Source organism: Coleofasciculus sp. E2-BRE-01 (assembly GCF_040221695.1).
Taxonomy (GTDB): Bacteria; Cyanobacteriota; Cyanobacteriia; order Cyanobacteriales; family Coleofasciculaceae; genus Coleofasciculus.
The window spans coordinates 54,175-77,528 of the sequence record NZ_JAVKEA010000189.1 but is presented as its reverse complement, the minus strand read 5'-3'; the positions used below and the strand labels follow the sequence as shown (position 1 = coordinate 77,528).

Here is a 23,354-nt window from a genome sequence, read left to right as displayed (position 1 = left end):
CTGGTATTGAGAGGAGATGAGATAAACATGGTACTACAGCAACAATGGGACTCTGAGGTTTACCAGGGTCAATTTGGCGAATTTACGATTACCGACCACGATCGCGTCGGCGTTATTGTATACCGAACTAGCCTGATAATCGCGGCATTGAGCTTTGCGATCGGTAGTGGTTTGGTCTTGTGGCAACCGGATAATCCCACCATTTTAACCGCCCTCACGCCCCTATATGGCTTATTCTGTGTAGCGCTAGGCGTAAGTTTGGCAACAATTCATATCTATTTAGCCCCCCTACACCGCCTCCTACAACTGTTTTGGGGAATTGGTACGATTGCGGCTGGCTGGTTTGCCATCCAGACTAACGAACCCCTCGCCCTTTTCGTGTATAACCAACCCGTTACCCTGTTCGGGATTGGCTTTGTGTTTGTAGCGTTAACCGGGATTTACTTTAAAGAAGCCTTTTGTTTTAACCGCTTTGAAACTAAACTGCTGACTCCCTTAGTACCCGTCTTGTTACTGGGACATTTAGTTAATATGTTACCCGCTACCGGGGAACAGGTGCTTTTAGGACTTTGGACAGTTCTATTTTTAGTCTTTGCGGTGCGTAAGGCAATCCAGCCCATTCCCCCTGACATTGGCGATAAGTCAGTGTTTGCCTATCTGAAACAACAACGTGCGGCTCAATCCTAAGGATTAGGGTATAATAACCGATGAGCTTGCCAGGAAAAGTTGCCATTGTTACCGGAGGCGGACAAGGGATTGGTAAGGCGATTGCGAAAGCCTTCTTAGAACAGGGGATGAATGTCGCGATCGCAGAAATTGATCCAGAAGCCGGAACAACTACAGCCGCCGAGTTTCAACCCCTTGGTGCCATTCAATTTATTCAAACGGATATTTCCCAAGAAGATTCCGTGAAACAGGCGATTCAAGCCATCCAAAATCAATGGGGGAGAATCGATGTTTTAGTCAATAATGCGGCGATTGCCAATCCCGAAAATCCGCCAATCACAGAACTCAGTTTAGACGATTGGAATCACAAGCTAACGACTAATCTAACTGGGGCATTTCTTTGTACCAAATATACTGTTCCCTATCTCCGGCAAAACCAAGGCATAATTATTAATATTGCTTCGACTAGAGCGTTTATGTCTGAACCGAATACAGAAGCGTATGCGGCGGCTAAAGGCGGAATTGTCGCCTTAACTCATGCCCTCGCCATTAGCCTCGGTCCAGATATTCGAGTCAATTGTATTAGTCCAGGATGGATAGATGTTAGTGAATGGCAAAAGCCCTCAACTAGACATCAACTCCAATTAACCCCCCAGGATCATCAACAACATCCGGCGGGTAGAGTGGGCAAACCCGAAGACATTGCCGCATTTGCTGTTTATTTAGCCTCTTCCCCAGCTACATTTATCACGGGTGCGAATTTTGTCATTGATGGCGGGATGACCCGGAAAATGATGTACTCCTAAAAAACGAGCGGCAGTTTTCTAACCCAATTATTTAAGGCGTAATGTTTTGATAGTCCTAAAAAATGCGCCATTATTTGAGTATAAATCTAATCCTATTTATAACTTTGTAATTGCCAATTATTAGGTAAGTTAACCCGATTATCGGCGGTGCTTTACCACTCTAAATCTTAAGAAAATTATCATGGTAATAGTCATCATTATAAATTGCCTGATAGCCGGGGTTTTCCCTGTTGTGCTATCCGCTCAATTTTTCTCACCACTGACGCGGTTACAACTGAGTTCCCTACTTGCCTCAAAGCCCTCTACATTCCCCTTAGAATCCATCAACGTCTTTCCACCTCCTCTAGGGGACATGATTGAAAAGCGATGTCGAGAAGTCCCGACAGGCGTTGGTATTCCCGCCTTTCAGCCAGGAATTACCAAAGAAGATGTGATGCGTTTATTAGGCGCTCCCACCGGAACCGCACGCGGTTATTGGCCCAATACTCGTGCTGTATTCTATGAATTAATACCGGATCAGATTAGCTTAGGTTTCCTGTTTGACCGAAATTCTCTACGAATTCGACAAACCGAAGCCTCCTTTACGGCTGAAGTGGATTCCCAGACAGTATTGTTGACATTGAATGGAATGTTAGGGTGCAAGCTGAACCAGCAAATCCAACAGGGATTAGAACAAGTGTGGCAACGTCAATCTCGGCAGTTTTCCTTTCAGCTAGACTATCTCGAAGGCGTGATTGAACGCCAACAAGAGGGACGAATCTATATCGGGATTTGGGAAGAAGATTTACATTGAAACTAGGAACAGGCGTGTAGGGGCGGGTTTTACAGATAACATTTTGCCACAAACCAATAACTTAACTAAACCCGCCCTCATCTTCCCCATCTCCTATATCCCTCATCCCTTAACCGTGCTAGCTGAGAAATTGTCCACTCCCCAAAGCTAACCGTTCCCCAATCTTGGTTAAGTTAAACCCCTATATCATAGTCAATTCAGCAACTTATCCTGTGTATTTTCTTTGCATGGAGTTAGCCGTCTATTGTTGAAGGTATCAGCAATAAGGGCATACTACCATGGAAAAAAATGATATTGGCGTCATCCTCCTCGGACTCGCGATGATTACCGCGACTATCGTCTATTTCGACAGAGCCTCAAATTTAGAGGTGAGAATTGGCAGCCACTCTTATCCAGGGATTCATACCAAATTAATTATTGATCGTTAATCACTGGTAAGAACAGAGATCCCCGACTTCTTGGAGAAGTCGGGGATCTGGCTTGGATTATACCTTAGTCGAGAACCTGATGAATTTGTTCTAACAATTGACTCATGGAATAGGAACGCCCTGGCAAAACTTTAGTAGCCACGCTTTGCAATTGCGACTCTAATTCCGTCGTTCTTTTATCAGACTCAGAGATTCCAACATTCAGAGAGGAATCAGGCAATCGATGATCCAGCAAAAGAATCGGGGGTCGATTCGGGAGCTGATTCAACTCTTTTAATCCTTGAACCATGCCCAAATTATTTTCAATATCCTTGATCCGAATCAGCAGTACATCAACCATTTGTGCTTGAAGTTGATGGTAGACATCTGACCAACACTGGGAGAATAGACTTCTAAATCCAGCCGCTTGTAGATATTGAATTAATGCCCGTAACCAAGGGGTGTAAGGTGTAACGGAATTAGGATTGAAAGCGTGATGTTTTGGACTAACTCCTTGAGTGTCGCCCAGATCAAAGATCAGAATACTCGACTTGCGACTCACGCCAGCCGCAATTTGAATCACTTGCAGCAGTGTGGTAATTTTCTGGGGGTTATCTGGGGCTAAACAGGGATAGACAGAAAGACCGATCGCTTGATTGGCAGCTTGTGTGGTTTGATGATCTAGGGTAATTAGGGGTAGCTCTGCTAATGCGGGAAATAACGAATAGGTTTTAAAGTAACTTGGGGAATCGTTGATCCCAGCCCCGTCGAGCAAAACGATATCTGGATTCCAAACCCGCGCCAATAATTCTGCTTGTTCTAAATCATCGGCTTCCAGTACCCGGTATTTTAGATCTGAATGTTGGCAACTGAGTATATCAGTTAACTGAGAAATTAGTCTTGACGATTCCGGGGGAACCTCGACTAACCCCGCACTGACATAAAGCAGCGTTAGAACCTGATTGGCGGGAGGCTGATGTTTACCCAAGCGAGTCAGGCTTTTGGCTAATGCTTCCGCTTGAACCGGTAAACTTAAGAAGCCATCGGCGTTATTTTGATCAGCCTGTTCTTTTTCAGCTTGAGTCGCTGTAACTAAGATGGGGATATGACGGGTTTGCAGATCAGACTTAAGTAATGTCAGTACATCCCAACCCGAAACTTGTGGGAGAAGAGGATTGAGTAAAATGATGCTCGGTTGTAAGCTACGAGCTTTGGAGAGTGCTTCTGGACCAGAACGAGCATTGATCACCCAGTAGCCTAAATGTTTTAGCTGCACCGTCAGGCTTTCTAGATACCGGGGTACAGTTTCGACAATTAACACCAAGCGGTTACGATGGGGGGATGAGAGGTTGGTGCTTACCTGTTCCCAGTCCTCAGTCTCTGCCAAATCCTTACCAGAAGGTGGACAGGGGGGAAGGAGCAGGGTAAACTCGCTACCATCACCGCTTTTTGAGATAAACGAAATATCTCCTCCATGCAAGCGAGCCAAGCGTTGGGTTAAGACTAATCCTAACCCTGTCCCTTCAAACTGACGAGTGAGGGGTTCTTCCAACTGTTGGAATTTCTGGAAAATTAAGTGCTGCTTGTTTTCGGGAATACCAATTCCGGTATCCCAGATTTTAAAGGCAATCCAACCATCTTGATTGTTAACCTTTAAACCTACGGTGTTTTGGCTATCGGTAAATTTGAGTGCATTGGATAGCAGGTGTGCCAGCATTTGCCGCAGCCGTAGTTCATCGGCAATGATGGTGTCTAGACCGGGTTCGATGTCTAATACAAAGGAGATGTCGGGGGTTGCACCTTCGTGGTTGGGATTGTTGTCTGAGTAGACTTGTAGGGCTTGTTGATAAGCGCGATCGCACAGGCTTTGAATCTGCACTGGTTCTAACGTCAGTTCAAGCTGACCTGTTTCCATGCGCGTTAGATCCAGAATATCATTGACCACTGCCATCAGTTGACGCCCATTTTGGTAAATCAACCGAGCATAACGCGCTTGACGCTCATTGAGTTCACCTAATAACTGGTCTTTGAGCAGGGTTGATAATCCTAAAACGGCGGTGAGTGGCGTCTTCAGTTCATGGCTAATACAGGCTAAAAACTCGTCTTTCAGGCGGTTGAGTTGGACTAAATCCGCATTTTTGGCAGTCAGTTCTTGAGCGACTTGCTGTTGAGCCGTCGTGTCTTGCGCCATGACTAACCAAAGCTGTGAATTAGGGGGATTGAGGGTATTTTTGTGCCATGGTGCGTCTTTCCATGGTGTGCCTTTCCAGTCCTCAGTTGTCAATTCGGGGAACAACGAGGGAGGTAGAGGCATTTTTGTCAACACAAACTGGCGATCCTGGATTTTTTTCGTCATTTCTAGCGTTTCCCCATCCCGGCGTGAGTCTTGAGGATACTGAGATGTCGCTGTAGACTCAAGTTCTGGATGTTGAGCATGGGTTGCCATGAAGTGGGTGCGATCGCCTGCACAGTCATAACCCATCGCTCTAGGGGAAGTGAATGTTGGCTGAGTTTGATCACCAACACCCCAAGCCACTGGCTTCTCCCTATTGTTGAGCTGCTTATGGGTGGGGTTCGGCTCAGCTACCGCTAATGGTTCTGTTACCTGAGGATTTGTCTGCCCATTTGCACAGTAGCGGGTTGAGTCTGGCTGAGTGTTATGGCTAAGGATGCGTAGGTTGGAGGGTGATTCAACCGAGGTTGATTCTATCCCAGTTGGATGCTCCCAGGATAACCCTATCTGCTGACGCCAAGCCCGATTTTCGGACAATATTTGCCCGGTTGCGGTTTGTAAACTCAGGGGGAGTGGTAGTTGTTCGAGGAGTTGGATTAAGGGTGATTGGGGATTGGGGAACCCTTCGCGATTATCGAGGGAATGGGTTGTCGGGGTGGATTTAGGAACGTGCTGTTGGTTATTGATGATCACGTTTGGGCAAAACCCGCCCTGACGTAGAGACGTTGCATGTAACGTCTCTACATCTTCAGTTTGGGGTAATGGTGCTAAGAATTTCAATAATTGCCAGCTATTGAGCAGTCCCAAAAATCTACCAGTGGGTTCGACTAATGCCCATTGTCTGGAACCTTCCGGGTAGGGAATGGTGGATGTATCGAATGGTGTGTCTGGTCTTCCCCTACCCAAGTCGGTTAAGATAGTCCAGAACTGGCTGATTGTCAACGATGCTGGTAGAATCTCTAGGGGTTCAATTACAGAGGGTTCCAATTCCGAGAGCCGTTGAGAGAAATCTCTAGTTGCGGTTGTTCCTAAAGTTGCGGCTGACGTCGCCCCGGTCAGGAGATGGGGCATAAGCTGTCGCAAATTCACGACTCCCAGAGGATAGTGCTGCTCACTGACCACAACAATCGAGTCACTCCCTGATACGTGAAAAATCTCCAGTAGGGCAGTTAGATCAGTGGATTGGGAACAAATCGGAACAGGAGCAGCACATTCTTTTAAACTGGGAGTTGACATGGATATGACCAATTAGCTCAAATCAGGGGAAGCGGCTAGGTCGCAGGCTATAAATTATTAAGTTGCCCATAAGCCGAATAGCGCCAGGGACTTGCTCCGCTGACCAGCACAACCACCGCTCTAGTTCAATTATTGCGCTGGATGGGGGGGGGAAAGGGCAAAATGCTTACAATTACTTACAATTCTTAGAGTACTTAACGTAATGTTAATTAACTTTAGAAAAATTTTGTTAAGATATGTTACGGTCGAGAAATTTAACTCGGCAATTGGTAAGGTTGTTTTTCAACATTAAAGTTCTATCGTTTTGCATCCTCAACTGTCAATTGGTATTTTTGTTCGTTCCCCAGCCCTGGCGCAGTCACTGAGCCAGGTTTTAAGTGGCGATCGCTATCTGTTATCGATCGCGAACTCAGCCTCTGAGTTTCTGGAGTTCGTGGAACAAAAACAGCAGCATATCGATTGTTTAGTGCTTCAAGATGACGACACCTTACCACCCGTTATTAATCAGTTGTACGAACAAGGAATCCTACTTCCTCTAGTTATTTTTCCCAAAGAATCAAAAAACAATGATTCTGTTGTTGTCACAAATGCTCAGCCAAACCCAATTCAGACAACCGTTCGTTGTACTCCAGGGGAGGTGCATTATTTGTTTCACGCCGCTGAAGTTCGACTCGATAGTAGCCAAGTCTCTGACCTAGAACGTTCCCTGGAACAGGCAATTACCCAGTTCCTTTCCCTTTCTCCGAACTGCAACTTGCCTATTCTTCCGGCTAATGCGGATAAGACAACCGAGGAAATTCATCGGGGTTCTTTAATGAAGCAGCAGTATCGGTTATCTGAAAAACTCAAAGAGCGACTGGGATATCTCGGTGTTTACTATAAACGAAATCCTCAGTTTTTCTTTCGCTATTTATCGCAAAATGAAAAAAGTAAACTGATCGAACAGCTTAAGAGTGATTATCGTGACATTGTTTTAATGTACTTCAGTCAAGACACCACGATTAACCAGTTAATTGATAATTTGGTAAATGAAGCATTTTTTGCCGATATATCCGTTTCTAAGATTGTAGAAATTCACATGGATTTGATGGATGATTTTGCTAAACAACTCAAGCTAGAGGGGCGCAAGGAAGATATTCTCACAGACTATCGCCTAACACTGATCGATGTAATTGCTCATTTAGGTGAAATGTATCGCCGCTCGATTCCCAGAGAGTTATAATAATTGTGGTATTAGCAATTCGCTCCCGACCCATCAACGTCCACGGTGAGCGAATTTCTTCCGGGTTACTTTTAAATTGGCAACTATCCTTCGCTTATTCCTAATGGCTAACCCTATGAGTCCCCTAAAAAAAACTTATGTCCTCAAGCTTTATGTGGCTGGGAATACTCCCCACTCAGTTACCGCATTGAAAACCCTCAAAAATATCCTAGAACAGGAATTTCAAGGGGTTTACGCCCTGAAAGTGATTGATGTTCTCAAAAGTCCTCAACTTGCCGAGGAAGATAAAATTTTGGCAACGCCAACTCTAGCGAAAGTTTTACCTCCTCCGGTGCGAAAAATTATTGGGGATCTGTCTGATCGCGAAAAAGTCTTAATCGGATTGGATCTGCTGTATGAAGAACTTCAGGATGGAGAGATAGATTTTTAGAGCATATTCAGATTTTATGAGATAATAGCAAATTCGAGATCTATTCTCAGATGACGGCGATTTTAGTTATATGTTTAAATTTGACGAAAAAATATGAGTCCATTTAATCTAGATGAGCAAAGACCCGATGAATTTACCACCCCAGGAGTCCATAAAATCCGGACGATGATTGAAGGGTTCGATGATATCAGCCATGGGGGGTTACCTGTGGCTCGAACCACATTGGTGAGCGGCACGTCTGGTACGGGGAAAACATTGTTTGCGGTTCAGTTTCTGCATAACGGGATCACTCAATTTGATGATCCGGGTGTCTTCGTTACCTTTGAAGAATCTCCTAATGATATTATTAAAAATTCCCATAGTTTAGGCTGGGATCTGCAAAAGTTAATTGATGACGGCAAACTGTTTATTCTGGATGCTTCTCCTGATCCCGAAGGACAAGAAGTTGTCGGCAACTTTGATTTGTCTGCTTTAATTGAGCGGATTCAATACGCGATTCGCAAGTACAAAGCCAAGCGGGTTTCTGTTGATTCGATTACTGCCATATTTCAACAATATGATGCGGCTTCAGTAGTGCGGCGAGAAATTTTTCGCTTAGTCGCTCGCCTCAAGCAAATTGGCGTGACGACAGTGATGACAACGGAGCGCGTGGAAGAGTATGGACCTGTAGCCCGGTTTGGCGTGGAAGAGTTTGTCTCCGATAATGTGGTAATTGTTCGCAATGTTTTGGAAGGAGAACGGCGACGCCGCACCATTGAAATACTTAAGTTACGGGGTACAACCCACATGAAAGGGGAATACCCGTTTACCCTAAGCAATCAAGGATTTAATATCTTCCCCTTAGGTGCCATGCAATTAACTCAGCGTTCATCTAATGTTCGGGTATCCTCTGGAATTAAAACCCTGGATGAAATGTGTGGCGGTGGCTTCTTTAAAGATTCCATTATTCTAGCAACGGGAGCTACGGGAACGGGAAAAACTTTATTAGTTAGTAAGTTTATTCATGATGCTTGTTTAAATGAAGAACGGGCGATTCTCTTTGCTTACGAAGAATCTAGAGCGCAGCTTACGCGGAACGGCTTATCCTGGGGAATCGATTTTGAGGAAATGGAGGAAAAAGGATTATTGAAAATTCTTTGTTCTTACCCAGAATCGGCAGGATTAGAAGATCATTTGCAAATTATTCAAACCCAAATTCAGGAGTTCAAACCGTCTCGGATTGCCATTGATTCTCTTTCGGCGTTAGCACGGGGAGTGAGCAATAATGCATTCCGTCAGTTCGTGATTAGTGTGACTGGTTACGCCAAGCAAGAAGAAATTACCGGGTTCTTCACCAATACAACTGATCAATTTATGGGATCGAATTCAATTACAGATTCCCATATTTCTACGATTACTGATACAATTTTAATGTTGCAATACGTGGAAATTCGGGGGCAAATGTCGCGGGCGCTTAATGTATTTAAAATGCGGGGATCTTGGCACGATACCGGCATTCGAGAGTATTTGATTAGCAAAGATGGGGCAGACATTAAAGATTCATTCCGCAATTACGAGCGGATTATCAGTGGTTCCCCCAGTCGGATTACGGTTGACGAAAAGAGTGAACTCTCGCGGATTGTCCAAGGTGTGCGGCAAAAGTCAACGGAATAGTTATTGGTCATTTGTCTTATGTCATTTGTCTTATGCCAGGATTTGGTGTTAGGGCGGGTTTTGTTGAGATGTTATCACGGAGATTCTAATTAAATAAGGGCGGGTTTTGTTGTTCCATTATTGGTGGATATTTGAATTGAGTCCCTAAACCTGCCCCTACAATTATCCCTACATCCGCCTCTACAATTGATTCGCGATCGCGTCCACTAACCGATCCATTTCCTCATAGTCTGTAAAGTAATGAACGCAGGCGCGAATGCAGTCGGGATCGCGCAGCGTGCGAAGCTGGAAACCCTTGTCTTCTAATTGGTTGACAAGTTGGGAAGAGGGGGTACTATCGGTTAAGATAAAGGACACTAAACCTGCTTGGGGGGGAGAGTTCAACAAGCAACGCACCGAGTTTAATTCAGATAGGCGTTGCCAAAGATACTGACTGCGCTGACAAATTTGTTCATAGCGGCTTTGATCCGTTCCCCATTGCTGATGAGTTGCGATCGCCTCTCGCAATCCTACATAGAGAGGATAGGCGGATGTCGCGACTTCAAAGCGTTCTCCATCCGGCTTCCAACCGATGGGTTTAGCGGTTTTGTCCATGAGAATACCGCGCCAACCAATAAATGTCGGATGCAGATCGTCTCGTACCTCAGGGCGCACGTATAAACCGCCAACCCCAGCAGGTCCACACCACCATTTATGACCCGTAAAGGCATAAAAGTCTACCCCAAGTTCGCTTAAATTTAAGGGTAAAGAACCAACCGATTGAGCCGCATCGACTAAGATTCGGATCGGGGCATTTTCTGTCGCCGTATTACGACAGGTTTCCACAATTTCTTTTAAGGGCAAAACTTGACCCGTATTCCAGAGGATATGACTGAGAACCACTAAGCGGGTACGCGGTGTCAGGTGTTGTTTGATCACGGCGGTAGGATCACCCTGGTTCAGCGTCGCCATAATTGGACAGGTGGACACCTCTACGCCAAATCGCCGTCCAATCTCTTCTGCTGTAGCCACAATACCCGGATGTTCACAATCCGTCAGCAGGATGCGATCGCCAATTTGCCAGTCCATTCCCCAGAAGGCAATATTACAGCCAACGGTGACATTTTCGGTGAGGGTAATCGTTTCGGGAGGCGTTCTCAACTCCGACGCGATCGCGCTTCGGGTTTGCTGGGTTTGTTCCACCACCCATCCATAGACCTTACCCGAAAATGGTCCATGCTCCTGAGTATACTCATAAGCCTGTTGAATCGCCGTTAATGACCTGGCGGGGAGAGTCCCTTGACCGCCAAAGTTGAAATAGGCTTTGTTGGCTAAAGCCGGAAACTGCTGTCGATGGTGTTGCAGATGAGTTGATGCACCCGATATGCCTGTCATGGAAAAGTTGCTGATGGATAGGGTCTTACTACAATCCTCCCTTCTCAGAACTCTATTGGCAAGTTTTTACTGTATCTCAGAAATGCGTCATGATAATCTCAATAATCCCAATTTTATCAATCCGATAAGCATATATACTGATTCATTTCCTTAAACTCAGCCATTCTACGTAGGATGATTCAGCGAATCAACGGATTTTTTGTTACAGGAAGTAAAGGTATTCTGGTAGGTAGCATAGACATCTAAAAGCAATTTCCTATTTTTATTGTGTCCCAGCAGATTGAAACTTTCAGGCTAATCTTCCTATGAGTAAGATTTTATTGATTGAGGATAGTATCACCCAGTTAGCATTGATGAATCTTTACCTGCGTGATAGCGGTCATACGATCATCAATCTAACCAACCCAAAAGAAGCGCTAAATAAGGCAGTTTTGTATAAACCCCATGTCATTGTCACTGACTTAATGATGCCGGAAATGAATGGGTTTGAGGTGTGTCGTCAGCTCAAAAAACATCCAGAGACTCAGAACATTCCCATTGTTATCTGTTCCGCTAAAAATCATAAAATTGACCGAATTTGGGGCATGAAACAGGGGGCTATTGCTCACTTAAGTAAACCGTTTTCTCGCGATCAACTGGTTTGGACTATTAATAAAGCCCGTCTCAGTTCGCCGAAAAATTATCAACAGTATAGACTGTGCGAATTAATTGAACTCTATCCCCTTGAAGGGAAACCCCTGGCAAATGTTGGCTAATCGGATTTACTGGACTTTGGACAAAAAAAGTGCGATCGCGGTTGGAAATCTGGTGTTTTTTGCTCGGATTTCAGGTTAATATTAAAATATGATATCGGGACATAAAACCCAAACAATTATCCCTAAATCCGCCCCTACATCTAATTTTTCTGCCCCAAATGCCTTGGCAAATAAATTACGCAAATTTATTTTTTTGTCCAAAGTCCAATACTTAAGCGCGAAGCTTAAATTGGGCGATAATAATGCCGATGACGGCTAAAATGGCGGTGGGATAGAAAGCGTAGGTATAACTGCCAAACAAATCCCGGAGTTGACCGATGGCGAGAGTCCCTAATAATGCGCCAGCGCCATAGGCGGTGAAGACAATCCCATAGTTCTTAGCATAGTCCTCCGGCGGAAACAAAATCAGCGTCGCTGTTGGTGCGATCGCTAACCATCCTCCTAAACAAAGCCAGAACAGAGAAAAGGCAACCAGATAGGTCAAAGCTTGCCCCTCTCCCGCACTGAGCATCAAAATCGAAGCGATCAGAATTAACACATAGGAAATAATCGCCGCTCCCTTGGGCTGTAGGCGATCCGTTAACCAACCAAATAGAGGACGCCCGATGCCATTGAAAATAGCAAAGATAGAAACTGTAATCGCGGCAGTCGTCGCATCGAGTTGAATAATTTCCTGTGCCACAGGACTAGAAATACCGATCGCCGATAGTCCGACAAACGTACCAATGGTATAGCAAAACCAGAGCGCATAAAAAGATGGCGATTGCAAGAGTTGTCGTCGCTGATTTTTGCTTGTTTCAATCTGTTTTGGCGTCCAGTTTTGGGGTTTCCATCCAACTGGGGGTAATTTTAGCGTGATTGAGATAACGAGAATAATTCCCGTCAAGCTAATCCCCAGAATTGCAAAGCTAGGAAGAACCCCAAACGCCTCAATTAAGCCCTTTGCTAGCGGTGCTGTCACCAAGGGAGAAAGTCCAAAGCCGATCGCCGTCAATCCTACTGCCAACCCTTTGCGATCGGGAAACCATTTAGCGGAAACGGCTAGGGGAACACCATAGGCAATGCCAACGCCCGCCCCAGCGATTACCCCATAGGTAATCGTTAAGAGGATGATATTCGTGGCGAAACTGGAGAGGAGATAACCAATTCCCGTCACCACGCCACCAATCGCGGTAATTTTGCTCACACCAATCTTATCAATGTAGAATCCCGTAATGGGCATCAACAGGGCATAGAGGACTAATAAAACTGTGAACGGTAATAAACTTTGAGTGGCGCTGATGCCAAATAAGTCCTCTAGCGGTTTACGGAAGATACTCCAAGAATAGACTGTGCCTAAACACAGTAGAACAAGCGAGCCTAAGGGGATTAAAAACCATCTGCCTTTCTCTGCTGGCAAGCCAAAAACGCGAACAGATTGCCAGTTATCCATAGAATCTCCTACACATAGCTGATCATCCAAGAGGATACCACCTGAATAGAATCTGATCAGCTAACTGGATCAAGCTAATTTTCGGCTCTATGATCCCCTTTGTCGATTGCGTTGAGGTACGTAGGTAGAGCCTTCTGGAAGAATAAACCAACTTAGCAGGTAGCTGAACAATTGTCTGCTTTCTCTGACATGCTCCCTCAGCTTCCCCTGCTCCCTCTCTTAAACGTGTTATCCGATTATTACTTTGTCCTAGCTAGATAGCGCTCAAACCAATCACAAGCGAGTTCTGCCACATTTTCCAAGGCACCAGGTTCCTCAAACAAATGGGTAGCCCCTGGAACAATTTCTAATTTCTTTTCAACCTCTAGCTGTGCCAAAGCCTCCTTGTTCATCTCAATCACGGGAGCATCATTACCACCCACAATTAGTAGCGTCGGCGCTTGCACCTGCGGTAAAACCGCTCCCATGAGCAAAAATTACCACGCCCTGAGTCGCTTCAGGCATATTCAAATTGCCTTCCAGGTTAACTCGACCCGATGGGATTTGGACAGGTTTTTGTTCTACGTTTAATGCTGATGTTTTAGTCATGGTTTTCTTCTCAGTAGTTTTATTTTCAGTATTGGTTAATTTTTGAGTGTGTAGGGGCGGGTTTAGGGATTTTCTGTTAGTTATTGATGGTAACGTCTGTGCGAAACCCGCCCCAACCGAATTTTGAATTAACGCCCTCATCTCCCTAATTCCTCATCGGTAACTAGGTATAAAAGATATTCAGTTGATCGACGACATCAACCACGCCAGTAGTATAGATAGCCGCATTATAGGCAGAGCGCCATGCCGCCCAATTGGGAACATTACCCCCTAAGATCACAGTGCCATTGTCTACAGCCACCGTGACATCCTCAACATTGACATGAGAATTTCTGGCTAGGGCGGCTTCAATATCTCTAGCGATTACCTGATCAAGCAGTTTATCGGTCAGAACCACCCCAAGTTCATTAATTACATCGATGACACCCGCAATCCCATAAGCATCCTGTTCCGCTTGATATTTCTTCCAATAAGCATCCACAGTACCTCGGAGAGTAACAACTCCTGAGGTAACACTGACTTCTATGTTCGCCGAATCAATATCAGGTTCCCAAACTAAGACGGCGTTTACACTCGATGCAATTTCGCTATCTGGGGGAACTGTTACCGCAGGTGGATATTTTACCTGGAGTTGGTTATCCACTTTCTGAATTCCCGATACCACCCAAGCGTCTTCTGCTGCTGCCATTTTGGCGCGGTAACTGGGTACATTGCCTCTCAGGATTGCCTTACTATCTTCAATCGTAATCTCAATATCTGCTGCTGGCACACGCCCATCCCAGCGGATTTGATCTTTAACTCTAGTACCAAGTTCTTGGTCTGTCATGAAAACCATACCTATCACCTCAAATCACCATTTGGTTTTAACGGAATCTAACTCATATTGAAATAGCCGACACCCCCACTTCATCTTGGTATTTGTTCCCCTTGGCTTTCCTCTTTCTAAAGGGGTAGATATGATTCTCAAAGTAGGGGGGGAACGTTCCCTCCCCTTGCCAAGGGGAGGGTTAGGGTGGGGTCAGATCAAGGTAAAGGTATTGGAGATGTATTCCGTCTCAAGACTGACGTTATTGCCGGGTTCTATTCTTTAAGATTATCGTAAACTTCCCTAACTCTATTATTCTGCTCAACTTGTAGATATCATAAACTATCGGATTATGTCTTATCTGATTGCCGTATTGCCCAATCGTACCAAAGCAGAAGCAGCTTCCTCTGCCTTAGTTAAAAATGGTCTATCAACAACTCAGATTAGTATCATCGGTGAAGGCTATCAAAGCGCAGATGGATTTGGATTAGTTGAACCCAATCAACAGGTGACTCAACAAATCATTCGCTTAGCCTATTGGTTGATTCCTGTTGGATTCATTGCGGGTTATATCTTCCTAACGGGTATCGCAATTTTTCCCGGCGTGAGTAGCCTTATTAATCATATTATTGCTGGAATTATCGGCGCTATTGCTGGAGCGCTGGCCGCTCTTGTTGGTGGTGGCGTTGGTATAGCCATTGGTGGGGGTGACGCTTTGACGTATCGCAATCGCATCAATGCGGGCAAATATTTGATTGCGGTAAAAGCACCGGAGGATTTAATCCGCCAAGCCACTCGTGTGCTGCGCCAATTTGAACCCGAAGCGATTCAGGGGTATCAAGAGCCGACTTCCGCCTAAGTCGAAATAGTTCGGAAGTTAGAAATGATAGTTCTCCCCTACGACAGAAGCACATTTTCGGCTCTTTGTTTAAAGTTAAGTTCAGTAATAAAGATTTGGGTTACTCAATTAACGCCGAGAGCCAACGACTTATCGTTGGTGCATCGGTGAGTATCCCTGAATTGATAATGAGAAGGATGAACACGTATGACAGCCACACAAACAAAAAATCAACTTTATGATATTGATAAGATCCGTCAGCAGGCGCGTCAATCTATTGAAGAGGGAGCCGTTACTGAAGATTATCCCCTAGATCGCGAACAAGCTTGCCAGTACCTCAACGAAGCGCTAGCCACGGAAATTCTATGTGTAATGCGCTACCGTCACCATCAGGTTATTGCTAAGGGAATTAATTATCCTCAGGTTGCGGCGGAGTTTGCTGAACACGCCGAGCAAGAACAAGAACATACGATGATGCTCGCCGAGCGGATTGATCAGCTTGGGGGTGATCCCGATTTTAATCCGGCGACAATCATGGAGCGCTCATCTACGGAGTATGGTAGCACGGGTGCCAATATTGAGTTGACTCAATTGATCAAAGAAGATTTAGTCGCCGAGCGGATTGCGATTGAAGTTTATCGCAAGTTAGTTGGCTTTTTTGGTCATGCTGATCCCACAACTCGTCATATCGTCGAAAGCATTCTCGAAGATGAAGAAGATCACGCCAGTGAACTTGCTGATCTGTTAGCGGCTATCGATCCCAGAAATAAACCCAGCTAATTAATTGGTTCTATTGGGCGTGCGATCGCGCCACTTTCAGGTAAAAAGTATCCCGTGCTACCAGAACCCCAACTGGGTGCGGGATTTTTTCCTGATTCCCAAATAGTTTTGTATTCAGCGTTACAAGCTAACTTAACTCAATATTCATTCTTTAGATAGAAGAAATTGCCTCACTAACATTGATAATCTTAACCTCTGGAAACCCAAAAGCTCTAGCGTAGAGATGGCAATCTTGAAGAATGCCATCCATGATTAACAGGGTATCTACAGATCCAGTAACAGACTTACCAAAAAAAGATGACTGGTTTTTGGAAAAAACATCAAAATACATTTCTTGCTTCCTTAGAGCGTTTGGGTTTAGCTTGGTGGCTGAAAATCGTCACAGATAACCCCCACTGTACTTACTATTTCGGACCGTTTGGCAGTGGCAAGCAAGCCAAACTTCACCAATCCGGATATATCGAGGATTTAAAAGAGGAAGGCAGTCAAATCCGAGTAACTGAACTAAAGCAAGGTCAACCCCAATTGCTGACCATTTCAGAAAATGAACCCGCCAATAATTTCAAATGCGGCATTTTTGATTTTGTCTATAATTCAAAACGCTTTTCTTAGTCCGATTCCAGAAAATCAATAATTTTCCTTCAAAGACTTTTAACCAATCGAAGATAACTTTGAGAAGCCCTGGATTTTTCTCTCCTGTCCCACGATGAAATCGAGGGAACCCGGAATGGCACCAGAGGGTCATCATGTGTTGGAAATTAGCACGATCTGTCCGTATCAGCCGTTTAAACAGGTTCACGAAACCGACTCCAAAGTGGGGTCCATGGAGTCGCAAATAGACGAAATCTGCCGTTACTTCTTTTGGAGAAAGATAACCGCCTAAGTCATAGATACAAAACGCTATCCCGTGTTCGGCTAAGATGCCGTAGACTTGAGAATTATGCCAAGTGCGATCGCGGAATTCAAAGGCATACTGATACTCTGGATCAAGCGCCGCCAGACAATCGCGCAGTCGTTGGGGATTACAATGCCATCGGGGAGGTAACTGAAACAGAATTATGTCTAATTGTTCCCCTAATATATTCACTCGCTCCAGCAGATTCGACACCGTTGCTTGAGCATCGTTCAACTTGCGACGACTGGGGGATTGTGTTTAGTGAAATAGTTCTCCCACTAGACAACTAAACCCAGGTAGAAGCGGAGTTGTCAGTACATCTTGAGCAAACAATGTTACTACTAATTTCAGCATCGCCTGTTCGCGCCGATAAACTTTAATCTCTTGTCTCTGGCGATCGAGAATCCAATAGTCTTGCACTCCCTGGGTGGAATAAAGTTTGAGCTTTAACTCTAAATCCCGTTGTCTATCTTTACTACCTTTTGATAGCACCTCAACAATCAACTCAGGCGCATCAGTTAAGTGTCCAGACTCATCTAAGCATTCCTCTAATCGCTGATTACTTGCCCAAACTACATCAGGGATGACGCTATCGGTAGCTGAGAAAATAATACCCGGAGCGATCGCGGCTCTTCCTAAACCTGTCTGACGCGACCAAGTCTGTAACTGAGCATACACATTTCCGGTAACCTCCTGATGCTTCCAATGAGGCGCTCTCGTCACAATCAGTTCTCCATCAATGATTTCATACCGTTTTCCGTCTTCTGGAAAGAGTTCTAAATCACCAACAGTCCAGCGAACTTGTTCTGTGGTTATCATAGCGATCGCGATGACCTAAAAAAAGGTACTGTCTCCATCTTAACTTAAAGCACCTTTCACCATAAAGATGTAAGAATTGTTGGGGGGATTATTTACTTGTCTGTGTCAATCTGTGTCCCTCACTATTCAGTGTTCTGTCTGTGCCATTCAATCTGTGTCATGAATTCTACCATCAGGCATTGTCGCCCCCTGCAAATTTGCCCCCATTAAATTCGTGGTACTCAATTCTGCCCGTGTCAGATTAGCATTGCTCAAATTAGCCCCCATCAGGTTTGTTCTTGCCAAATATGCCTCAATTAAATCCGACTCACTCAAATTCGCTTCCCGTAAATTTGTCCGACTCAAATCTGCCCGATTCAATCGCGCAAAACTCAGATTTCCCCGACTCACTTGGGCTTTACTTAACCTGACATCTGGCATTACAGCCCCCTGTAAATTCACGCCAGTTAAATCTGCCTCACTTAAAATTGCCCGTTCCAATTTGACATTCTTTAGAATAGCGCCACGCAAATTCGCCCCCATCAAATTCACTTCCGTCAAAAATGCCGAACTCAAATTGGCGTCACTCAAATTTGCCCCCCGCAAATCCGCTTCCCGCAAATTCGTTTCCCTTAAATTAGCACCCCTTAAATTCACTTTCAATAAATCTGCCCCCCGCAAATCTGCCCCTTGTAAATCTACCTTCTGCAAGATGGCGCCCCGCAGCTTGGCGGTATACATCCGCTTCTCTTCTCGCAAATTCGCCCCCCGCAAACACGCCCCAGTTAAATCCGCCCCACTTAAATTTGCCCCCCGCAAATCAGCATCCATTAAGTTAGCATCGAGCAAACTAGCTAATGTCAAATTTGCGCTTCTTAAGTCAGCGCTTTGTAAACTTGCCCCATGTAAATCGGCATTACTTAAATTAACCCCACTCAGCCACGCCTGATTTAAATTTGCGCCACTTAACCGCGTCCCCACTAAATTAGCTTTCCGAAAATTAGCGCGACTCAGGTAAGCAAAAATTAGCGTCGCGCCATGTAAATCAGCACCATTGAGAACAATGCCAATTAAGTCCGCGCCAAACAAATTAACACCGCTGAGACTGATGCCAGTAAATTTTGTTTCTCCCGCTTCATAGCGCTGTAGGAGTTCCTTAACGTTCATAAAGTCGTTTCATTGATTGTGCGATCGCGCCAGCGGCTTGAGTGTTTTCATCGGTGTTCTCAAGGGCTTGTGCTGTCTGGTAAAGCTTGGTTTCGAGTTCCTCAACTGTGGCACAATTTGAGAATAATTCAAATAACAAATCGTCTAGGGGCTTGGCTTTCATTAATAACCAATCATGTTGCGTTTTCTTAATCGGATGATAGAGTACCGAAAAAATTAATAACTTTGCCCGCAATGGGGTTGTATATTTCATTACATTTAAACGTAAATCAAAAGGGTCATACGAGCATGAGTTTGACGGGGAATCCTGAGTTAAATTTTGTCCAATTTCTTGACCTTTAACACCTGATAATTGCTGATAATTAAATTCACTCTGCTCGTTTTTTTCTCCCCGTTTTTGGGTATTTCTGTTCCCTCGATTGGTCGGTGATGGCAAGGTTGTCGGTGGCGGTGCTGGCGGCTGCGATCGCGCGACTTTTGCTGATTTCACACTGGTAATTTCTGAATCATCAGTATAGAGTTTTTGCAGCGCCTTGAGAATCGTTTTTGCCACGACAATATAGTCTGCCTGTCGGTTGAGGGTTTGCACTTGCTGCTTGAGTGCTGCACTGAGTTTCTTGATGCTAGGGTAAGATTCTCTTAAATCTTGAATTAAATCCGCCAAATTTAATTGTTCGAGAATCTGCGAGTCGGTTTCCCAGTGATTTTTACTGACATAAAGCATCAGTTTTTTGATTCGCAGGATATTACTATCTTCTGCCAGTTCACTGGCGGTTTCTAAGACAATCCATGGGGGTTGAGTCGCCGCTTTAGGCGGGGATTTGACAGAGACAACTTGAGTTAACTCTTCCGGTTCACTATAGAGGGGTTCTAATTGATGAATAATCGTATCCGCCACGACTAAGTATTCAGCTTGGCGGTTTAAGGTTTCCGCAAAGCTATAAAGCGTTGAACGAAGTTGTTCCAGACTGAAATGGGAGGCGCGAAGTTGTTGGATTAAATCAGAGAACGCATACTGATTCAGAATTGACGGCTCATTTTCCCACTGACTCTGGCAGGTATAAACCATTAACTTTTTTATCCGCGTTGAATTGTCGTGGGTTTCTAAATTTTTGACAATTCTATCTAAACTCAATAACCCTGGCATTAATCTAAATGATGAATTGTGAAATTATCGCTTTTATGGAGAAATAATCCGCCGCATTTTGTTTTTGAGCAGGATGCCTTGAACTGATGTACCTGCTTAGATGCATTAACACACATTATTTATTTTGTCAATAATTTAGATTAAACCGATTTCCAACTCTATGATATCAAGACTGCCGGATGTAGAGACGTAGCATGCTACGTCTCTACATGGGTTCCCCCAGCTTCCCCAGAAATTATCCTGATCGGCTGGCACAGGCTAAGAAAATCATAAATACTGACCCCATTTTAGTGGCAGTTGAATCCCTTATCAGTAGTCGATTACGACTCCTTCTAAATCACTATGTTACTTACTCGTCAACAACTCAAAGCCAAAAAACGCAATGCCAAACGCCTTAGTCAATTACTCCAAGATGCTAGAAGAGAACTTGAACACAACATTATCATGTTGGAGGATACGGTTATCGATCAAGGTATTTGGCAAATGTCCGATATTTTACCCTCCCAAAATGCCCATTCCGTAATTGGCGAAATTCTGGCGATCGCGGATGCCTGGGAACAACTCAACCATTTTGAAATTGAGGAAAAGTTAGATCATATCGAGGGTAAATTCTATCAAAACTAAACTATCCTATTTTATTCTACATATCCCCGACTTCTTGAAGAAATCGGGGATCTTGCTAGGAGTTGTGGTAATTGCTTCCGGGGAAGGCTCTCACGAAAAACCGCTTATTCAGAATCCATCTCTATTTGTGTAGACGAACTCATCCGCATCAGCCTTTCTTGCTCACTTTCCGGTTCTGTAACCAGAAACTCCATGTTAGAAAGTGTAGACATCATTCCCTGAAGCGGCATGATCTGATCAAACCCAATGGTCATTGTTCCCGCGCTTTGCATCGCAAAAGACTGAATCTTAAAATTCACACCGGGAGGTGTTCCGGGAAGATTCATTTGGCTCGATTCTTGAGATTGCTGTTGCATACTCATTTTCAGCGTTACCTGATCTTCCTTAATATCTTCCACCTCATATAAGACTTGAACCTGATCTAATGGCAACCCAGAAACGGGTACAGCGCTAGAAACTTGCCAGGTTGCGCCCACTCCCACTGCTGCTTGGGGAAACGGTGCGGCTGATAATTGCTCTAAGGAACTCAACATTTGCTGTAGAAGTTGTTGGAGGTTGGGATCAATATCCGCCGGTAGCGATACGTCCACATCTTTAGTGATTCCCTGCTGATTAATCACAAACTCAATGGTTACATCTTGGAGTTGTTGCAGTTGCGATCGCAGGTTTTGAATCAGTTCCGGCGAAGCGGTTGTATCCGAGACTACATCCACATCAGTGTAAGTCACTTTAATATGAGCATCTCCATTCGCCTCAACCTGAGTCACCTCTGACTCAATCGTCATCTGCATAGCAGGCATATTGACATCAGGCATAACCTGACCATCCACCGCCCCTGTCATGTCCATATTCATCGTCAGGACTGTGGTTTGCTTGGTGTTGGCGGCGGGTTGAAACCGCAAAATTTGCCGAGGTTGAACGCCTGGATCAAGCAGAACTATGGTTGATTTCGCTTCCGCCGCACTTTCGGCTGAGTCGGGAATGGTTTCAACCAAGGGTGTTTGAGCATTGACAGAGGGAGAGGGCGGCGTTATTCCCCATCCAGTAATCAGTAAAAGGGCAGCACTTAGGAGAAATGGTTTCTTCATCAGGTTATTCGAGATTCAGACACTGAATTCAATCTAGCTCACTGATCAAGGAGATGTGAGCGTTAATCTCTCGCGCTCAACCCTAAACACTCAAAACTCTCTCATGCGGTTGGGGCGGGTTTATTTGTATCCGGGTGAGGGAAGAAACGATAATAGTGAAACCCGCCCCTACAAATTCAACATTCAACACTCAAAACGTCCTGATTAGGTACCTGGACATAAATTCTGGTCGCTGTAAGCTATTCGGCATTTAAACCTGAAATGTCAATAAGGATACAGTTCAATCATGTCAGTATTAGTTTAAGAGGTATTTATCAAGGGCTTATGGCAGACTCCAGAATCCTTTACCTGGGGATCGATTTCGGTACATCTGGCGCACGGGCGATTGTGATTGACGCGACAGGTGCAATTCAAGCCGAAGCGCAATATACCTTTGCGGCGACTCCCCTGGCTGAATTAACCGCAATTTGGCAAACCACTCTGTATCGGCTAATTGAACAAATTCCGGCATCGATTCGACAGGAGATTACTCGTATCGCCATTGATGGGACATCGGCAACGGTACTGCTATGCGATCGCGAAGGTACTCCAATCACCGAGCCACTTCTTTATAATGATGGGCGAGGGATAGAAGTGATGGAACAATTAAAGCAGATTGCTCCAGCTAATTCCGTGGTTCTCAGTGCCACTTCTAGTCTGGCGAAACTCTTGTGGTTGATTCACCATACACCAGGCACTCTGGAAAATTATTACTTCCTCCATCAAGCCGACTGGTTAGCCTTTTTATTACACGGTAAGCTCGGAATTAGCGACTATCACAATGCCTTAAAGCTGGGATATGACCCAGAAAAACTAGAGTATCCCAGTTGGATGAAACAACTCCCACTCACACCAATATTACCCCAAGTCCTAGCTCCAAGAACGCCAGTCGGTGACGTCACTCCAGAGATTGCTTTCCGGTTAGGATTACGCCAAGATTGCCAGGTTTGTACGGGTACAACAGATAGTATTGCTGCATTTCTCGCCAGTGGTGCCAAGCATCCCGGTGAAGCGGTAACCTCTCTGGGTTCTACGTTAGTCTTGAAGTTATTGAGTCATACCCGTGTCGAGGATGCGAGTTACGGAATTTATTCTCACCGACTCGGTAATTTATGGTTAACCGGCGGTGCGTCTAATACTGGAGGTGCTGTACTGCGACAATTTTTCAGCGACAGAGAACTTGAAGAACTTAGCCATCAAATCAACCCTGAGCAGGAAAGTCCCCTAGAGTATTATCCATTATTAAAAAGAGGCGATCGCTTTCCCATCAATGATCCTCACCTGTCTCCCAAATTAGAACCTCAACCTGCCAACCCTGTCGAATTTCTCCACGGTTTACTCGAAAGCATTGCCCGTATTGAAGCACGAGGCTATCAACTATTACAACAACTCGGTGCGACTCCCCTCACCTGTGTCTATACGGCGGGAGGAGGTGCTAAAAATACGACATGGACAGCGATTCGCCAACGTCAGCTACAGGTTGCCATTCAACCCCCCAGACACACAGAAGCAGCTTATGGTACAGCATTATTCCTGAAGGGGTGACAAGCTCGCGTCAAAGGTAGGTGGGGTGTGGGG

The 23,354-nt window shown here is 44.9% G+C and carries 22 protein-coding genes and 2 pseudogenes; 13 read left to right on the top strand and 11 right to left on the bottom strand.

All coding sequences use genetic code 11. The features are described 5' to 3' along the window. Window positions 1-27 precede the first annotated feature (27 nt). The 4 genes from RIG66_RS23450 (at window position 28) to RIG66_RS23435 (ending at window position 2,693) form a co-directional block, all read left to right on the top strand. Window positions 28-687 carry a DUF2301 domain-containing membrane protein gene (locus tag RIG66_RS23450; RefSeq protein ID WP_446381113.1) on the top strand — a complete coding sequence of 220 codons (660 nt, stop codon included), beginning with the start codon at window positions 28-30 and terminating at the stop codon, window positions 685-687. Window positions 688-707: 20 nt separating this feature from the next. After that, window positions 708-1,472 carry an SDR family oxidoreductase gene (locus tag RIG66_RS23445; RefSeq protein WP_446381112.1) on the top strand — a complete coding sequence of 255 codons (765 nt, stop codon included), beginning with the start codon at window positions 708-710 and terminating at the stop codon, window positions 1,470-1,472. A gap of 352 nt (window positions 1,473-1,824) precedes the next feature. After that, window positions 1,825-2,265 (top strand): hypothetical protein, encoded by a 441-nt coding sequence (locus RIG66_RS23440; RefSeq protein WP_446381111.1) that lies wholly within the window; start codon window positions 1,825-1,827, stop codon window positions 2,263-2,265. 278 nt (window positions 2,266-2,543) lie between these two features. Continuing rightward, window positions 2,544-2,693 carry a hypothetical protein gene (locus tag RIG66_RS23435; RefSeq protein ID WP_446381110.1) on the top strand — a complete coding sequence of 50 codons (150 nt, stop codon included), beginning with the start codon at window positions 2,544-2,546 and terminating at the stop codon, window positions 2,691-2,693. A gap of 64 nt (window positions 2,694-2,757) precedes the next feature. Here the strand turns inward: RIG66_RS23435 and RIG66_RS23430 are convergent, their stop codons facing one another. Next, window positions 2,758-6,141, bottom strand: coding sequence for an ATP-binding protein (locus RIG66_RS23430; protein WP_446381109.1), 3,384 nt, complete (start codon window positions 6,139-6,141; stop codon window positions 2,758-2,760). Between the two features lie 304 nt (window positions 6,142-6,445). Here RIG66_RS23430 and RIG66_RS23425 point away from each other — a divergent pair, with 304 nt between their 5' ends. From RIG66_RS23425 to kaiC, 3 genes are all read left to right on the top strand, one after another. Beyond that, a complete protein-coding gene (locus RIG66_RS23425; protein ID WP_446381108.1) occupies window positions 6,446-7,363 on the top strand; it encodes a circadian clock protein KaiA in 918 nt (305 codons plus the stop codon). A 115-nt stretch (window positions 7,364-7,478) separates the two neighbouring features. Further along, window positions 7,479-7,793, top strand: coding sequence for a circadian clock protein KaiB (gene kaiB, locus RIG66_RS23420; RefSeq protein WP_446341388.1), 315 nt, complete (start codon window positions 7,479-7,481; stop codon window positions 7,791-7,793). 93 nt (window positions 7,794-7,886) lie between these two features. Then, window positions 7,887-9,446 (top strand): circadian clock protein KaiC, encoded by a 1,560-nt coding sequence (gene kaiC / locus RIG66_RS23415; protein ID WP_446381107.1) that lies wholly within the window; start codon window positions 7,887-7,889, stop codon window positions 9,444-9,446. Window positions 9,447-9,626: 180 nt separating this feature from the next. Here kaiC and RIG66_RS23410 read toward each other — a convergent pair whose 3' ends face one another. Then, on the bottom strand, window positions 9,627-10,820 hold the full coding sequence (locus RIG66_RS23410; RefSeq protein WP_446381106.1) for an aminotransferase class V-fold PLP-dependent enzyme: 1,194 nt from the start codon (window positions 10,818-10,820) through the stop codon (window positions 9,627-9,629). A 305-nt stretch (window positions 10,821-11,125) separates the two neighbouring features. On the opposite strand from RIG66_RS23410, the gene RIG66_RS23405 reads away from it, so the two are divergent. Beyond that, on the top strand, window positions 11,126-11,575 hold the full coding sequence (locus tag RIG66_RS23405; RefSeq protein ID WP_446381105.1) for a response regulator: 450 nt from the start codon (window positions 11,126-11,128) through the stop codon (window positions 11,573-11,575). Window positions 11,576-11,786: 211 nt separating this feature from the next. On the opposite strand, the gene RIG66_RS23400 is transcribed toward RIG66_RS23405, so the two are convergent. The 4 genes and pseudogenes from RIG66_RS23400 to RIG66_RS23385 all read right to left on the bottom strand — a co-directional run bounded on the left by RIG66_RS23400 (window position 11,787) and on the right by RIG66_RS23385 (window position 14,421). After that, entirely contained in the window at window positions 11,787-13,007 is a 1,221-nt protein-coding gene (locus tag RIG66_RS23400) for an L-lactate MFS transporter (RefSeq protein WP_446381104.1), read from the bottom strand. A gap of 239 nt (window positions 13,008-13,246) precedes the next feature. Further along, window positions 13,247-13,477 (bottom strand): annotated as a pseudogene (locus RIG66_RS23395) (hypothetical protein); the annotation flags it as partial. Next, window positions 13,419-13,595, bottom strand: coding sequence for a hypothetical protein (locus RIG66_RS23390; RefSeq protein WP_446381133.1), 177 nt, complete (start codon window positions 13,593-13,595; stop codon window positions 13,419-13,421). The pseudogene RIG66_RS23395 and the gene RIG66_RS23390, both read right to left, overlap by 59 nt. Before the next feature lie 163 nt (window positions 13,596-13,758). After that, a complete protein-coding gene (locus RIG66_RS23385) occupies window positions 13,759-14,421 on the bottom strand; it encodes a BON domain-containing protein (protein ID WP_446381103.1) in 663 nt (220 codons plus the stop codon). A 331-nt stretch (window positions 14,422-14,752) separates the two neighbouring features. On the opposite strand from RIG66_RS23385, the gene RIG66_RS23380 reads away from it, so the two are divergent. From RIG66_RS23380 to RIG66_RS23370, 3 genes are all read left to right on the top strand, one after another. Further along, complete coding sequence (locus tag RIG66_RS23380; RefSeq protein WP_446381102.1) at window positions 14,753-15,259, top strand: hypothetical protein; 507 nt, start codon at window positions 14,753-14,755, stop codon at window positions 15,257-15,259. Between the two features lie 186 nt (window positions 15,260-15,445). Then, window positions 15,446-16,018 (top strand): ferritin-like domain-containing protein, encoded by a 573-nt coding sequence (locus tag RIG66_RS23375; protein WP_446381101.1) that lies wholly within the window; start codon window positions 15,446-15,448, stop codon window positions 16,016-16,018. Between the two features lie 297 nt (window positions 16,019-16,315). Next, on the top strand, window positions 16,316-16,630 hold the full coding sequence (locus tag RIG66_RS23370) for a DUF1816 domain-containing protein (RefSeq protein WP_446381100.1): 315 nt from the start codon (window positions 16,316-16,318) through the stop codon (window positions 16,628-16,630). A gap of 265 nt (window positions 16,631-16,895) precedes the next feature. Here RIG66_RS23370 and RIG66_RS23365 read toward each other — a convergent pair. The 4 genes and pseudogenes from RIG66_RS23365 to RIG66_RS23350 form a co-directional block, all read right to left on the bottom strand. Continuing rightward, window positions 16,896-17,105 (bottom strand): annotated as a pseudogene (locus RIG66_RS23365) (DUF72 domain-containing protein); the annotation flags it as partial. 66 nt (window positions 17,106-17,171) lie between these two features. Continuing rightward, window positions 17,172-17,732, bottom strand: coding sequence for a Uma2 family endonuclease (locus RIG66_RS23360; RefSeq protein ID WP_446381099.1), 561 nt, complete (start codon window positions 17,730-17,732; stop codon window positions 17,172-17,174). 147 nt (window positions 17,733-17,879) lie between these two features. Next, on the bottom strand, window positions 17,880-18,878 hold the full coding sequence (locus RIG66_RS23355; protein ID WP_446381098.1) for a pentapeptide repeat-containing protein: 999 nt from the start codon (window positions 18,876-18,878) through the stop codon (window positions 17,880-17,882). Next, on the bottom strand, window positions 18,868-20,025 hold the full coding sequence (locus tag RIG66_RS23350) for a hypothetical protein (RefSeq protein WP_446381097.1): 1,158 nt from the start codon (window positions 20,023-20,025) through the stop codon (window positions 18,868-18,870). Before RIG66_RS23350 ends, RIG66_RS23355 begins: the two co-directional genes overlap by 11 nt. A gap of 342 nt (window positions 20,026-20,367) precedes the next feature. Between RIG66_RS23350 and RIG66_RS23345 the strand changes: the two genes are divergently transcribed. Beyond that, complete coding sequence (locus RIG66_RS23345) at window positions 20,368-20,649, top strand: hypothetical protein (protein ID WP_446381096.1); 282 nt, start codon at window positions 20,368-20,370, stop codon at window positions 20,647-20,649. A 104-nt stretch (window positions 20,650-20,753) separates the two neighbouring features. On the opposite strand, the gene RIG66_RS23340 is transcribed toward RIG66_RS23345, so the two are convergent. Then, a complete protein-coding gene (locus tag RIG66_RS23340) occupies window positions 20,754-21,737 on the bottom strand; it encodes a hypothetical protein (RefSeq protein WP_446381095.1) in 984 nt (327 codons plus the stop codon). 324 nt (window positions 21,738-22,061) lie between these two features. On the opposite strand from RIG66_RS23340, the gene RIG66_RS23335 reads away from it, so the two are divergent. Next, complete coding sequence (locus RIG66_RS23335; protein WP_446381094.1) at window positions 22,062-23,321, top strand: FGGY-family carbohydrate kinase; 1,260 nt, start codon at window positions 22,062-22,064, stop codon at window positions 23,319-23,321. Window positions 23,322-23,354: the final 33 nt, after the last annotated feature.

What these genes read in the sequence shown, in the direction of transcription:
- RIG66_RS23450 (WP_446381113.1), top strand. Translation starts at nt 28, where the DNA reads ATGGTACTACAGCAACAATGGGACTCTGAGGTTTACCAGGGTCAATTT.
- RIG66_RS23445 (WP_446381112.1), top strand. Translation starts at nt 708, where the DNA reads ATGAGCTTGCCAGGAAAAGTTGCCATTGTTACCGGAGGCGGACAAGGG.
- RIG66_RS23440 (WP_446381111.1), top strand. Translation starts at nt 1,825, where the DNA reads ATGATTGAAAAGCGATGTCGAGAAGTCCCGACAGGCGTTGGTATTCCC.
- RIG66_RS23435 (WP_446381110.1), top strand. Translation starts at nt 2,544, where the DNA reads ATGGAAAAAAATGATATTGGCGTCATCCTCCTCGGACTCGCGATGATT.
- RIG66_RS23430 (WP_446381109.1), bottom strand. Translation starts at nt 6,141, where the DNA reads ATGTCAACTCCCAGTTTAAAAGAATGTGCTGCTCCTGTTCCGATTTGT.
- kaiB (WP_446341388.1), top strand. Translation starts at nt 7,479, where the DNA reads ATGAGTCCCCTAAAAAAAACTTATGTCCTCAAGCTTTATGTGGCTGGG.
- kaiC (WP_446381107.1), top strand. Translation starts at nt 7,887, where the DNA reads ATGAGTCCATTTAATCTAGATGAGCAAAGACCCGATGAATTTACCACC.
- RIG66_RS23410 (WP_446381106.1), bottom strand. Translation starts at nt 10,820, where the DNA reads ATGACAGGCATATCGGGTGCATCAACTCATCTGCAACACCATCGACAG.
- RIG66_RS23405 (WP_446381105.1), top strand. Translation starts at nt 11,126, where the DNA reads ATGAGTAAGATTTTATTGATTGAGGATAGTATCACCCAGTTAGCATTG.
- RIG66_RS23400 (WP_446381104.1), bottom strand. Translation starts at nt 13,007, where the DNA reads ATGGATAACTGGCAATCTGTTCGCGTTTTTGGCTTGCCAGCAGAGAAA.
- RIG66_RS23390 (WP_446381133.1), bottom strand. Translation starts at nt 13,595, where the DNA reads ATGACTAAAACATCAGCATTAAACGTAGAACAAAAACCTGTCCAAATC.
- RIG66_RS23385 (WP_446381103.1), bottom strand. Translation starts at nt 14,421, where the DNA reads ATGACAGACCAAGAACTTGGTACTAGAGTTAAAGATCAAATCCGCTGG.
- RIG66_RS23380 (WP_446381102.1), top strand. Translation starts at nt 14,753, where the DNA reads ATGTCTTATCTGATTGCCGTATTGCCCAATCGTACCAAAGCAGAAGCA.
- RIG66_RS23375 (WP_446381101.1), top strand. Translation starts at nt 15,446, where the DNA reads ATGACAGCCACACAAACAAAAAATCAACTTTATGATATTGATAAGATC.
- RIG66_RS23370 (WP_446381100.1), top strand. Translation starts at nt 16,316, where the DNA reads ATGACTGGTTTTTGGAAAAAACATCAAAATACATTTCTTGCTTCCTTA.
- RIG66_RS23360 (WP_446381099.1), bottom strand. Translation starts at nt 17,732, where the DNA reads ATGATAACCACAGAACAAGTTCGCTGGACTGTTGGTGATTTAGAACTC.
- RIG66_RS23355 (WP_446381098.1), bottom strand. Translation starts at nt 18,878, where the DNA reads ATGAACGTTAAGGAACTCCTACAGCGCTATGAAGCGGGAGAAACAAAA.
- RIG66_RS23350 (WP_446381097.1), bottom strand. Translation starts at nt 20,025, where the DNA reads ATGCCAGGGTTATTGAGTTTAGATAGAATTGTCAAAAATTTAGAAACC.
- RIG66_RS23345 (WP_446381096.1), top strand. Translation starts at nt 20,368, where the DNA reads ATGTTACTTACTCGTCAACAACTCAAAGCCAAAAAACGCAATGCCAAA.
- RIG66_RS23340 (WP_446381095.1), bottom strand. Translation starts at nt 21,737, where the DNA reads ATGAAGAAACCATTTCTCCTAAGTGCTGCCCTTTTACTGATTACTGGA.
- RIG66_RS23335 (WP_446381094.1), top strand. Translation starts at nt 22,062, where the DNA reads ATGGCAGACTCCAGAATCCTTTACCTGGGGATCGATTTCGGTACATCT.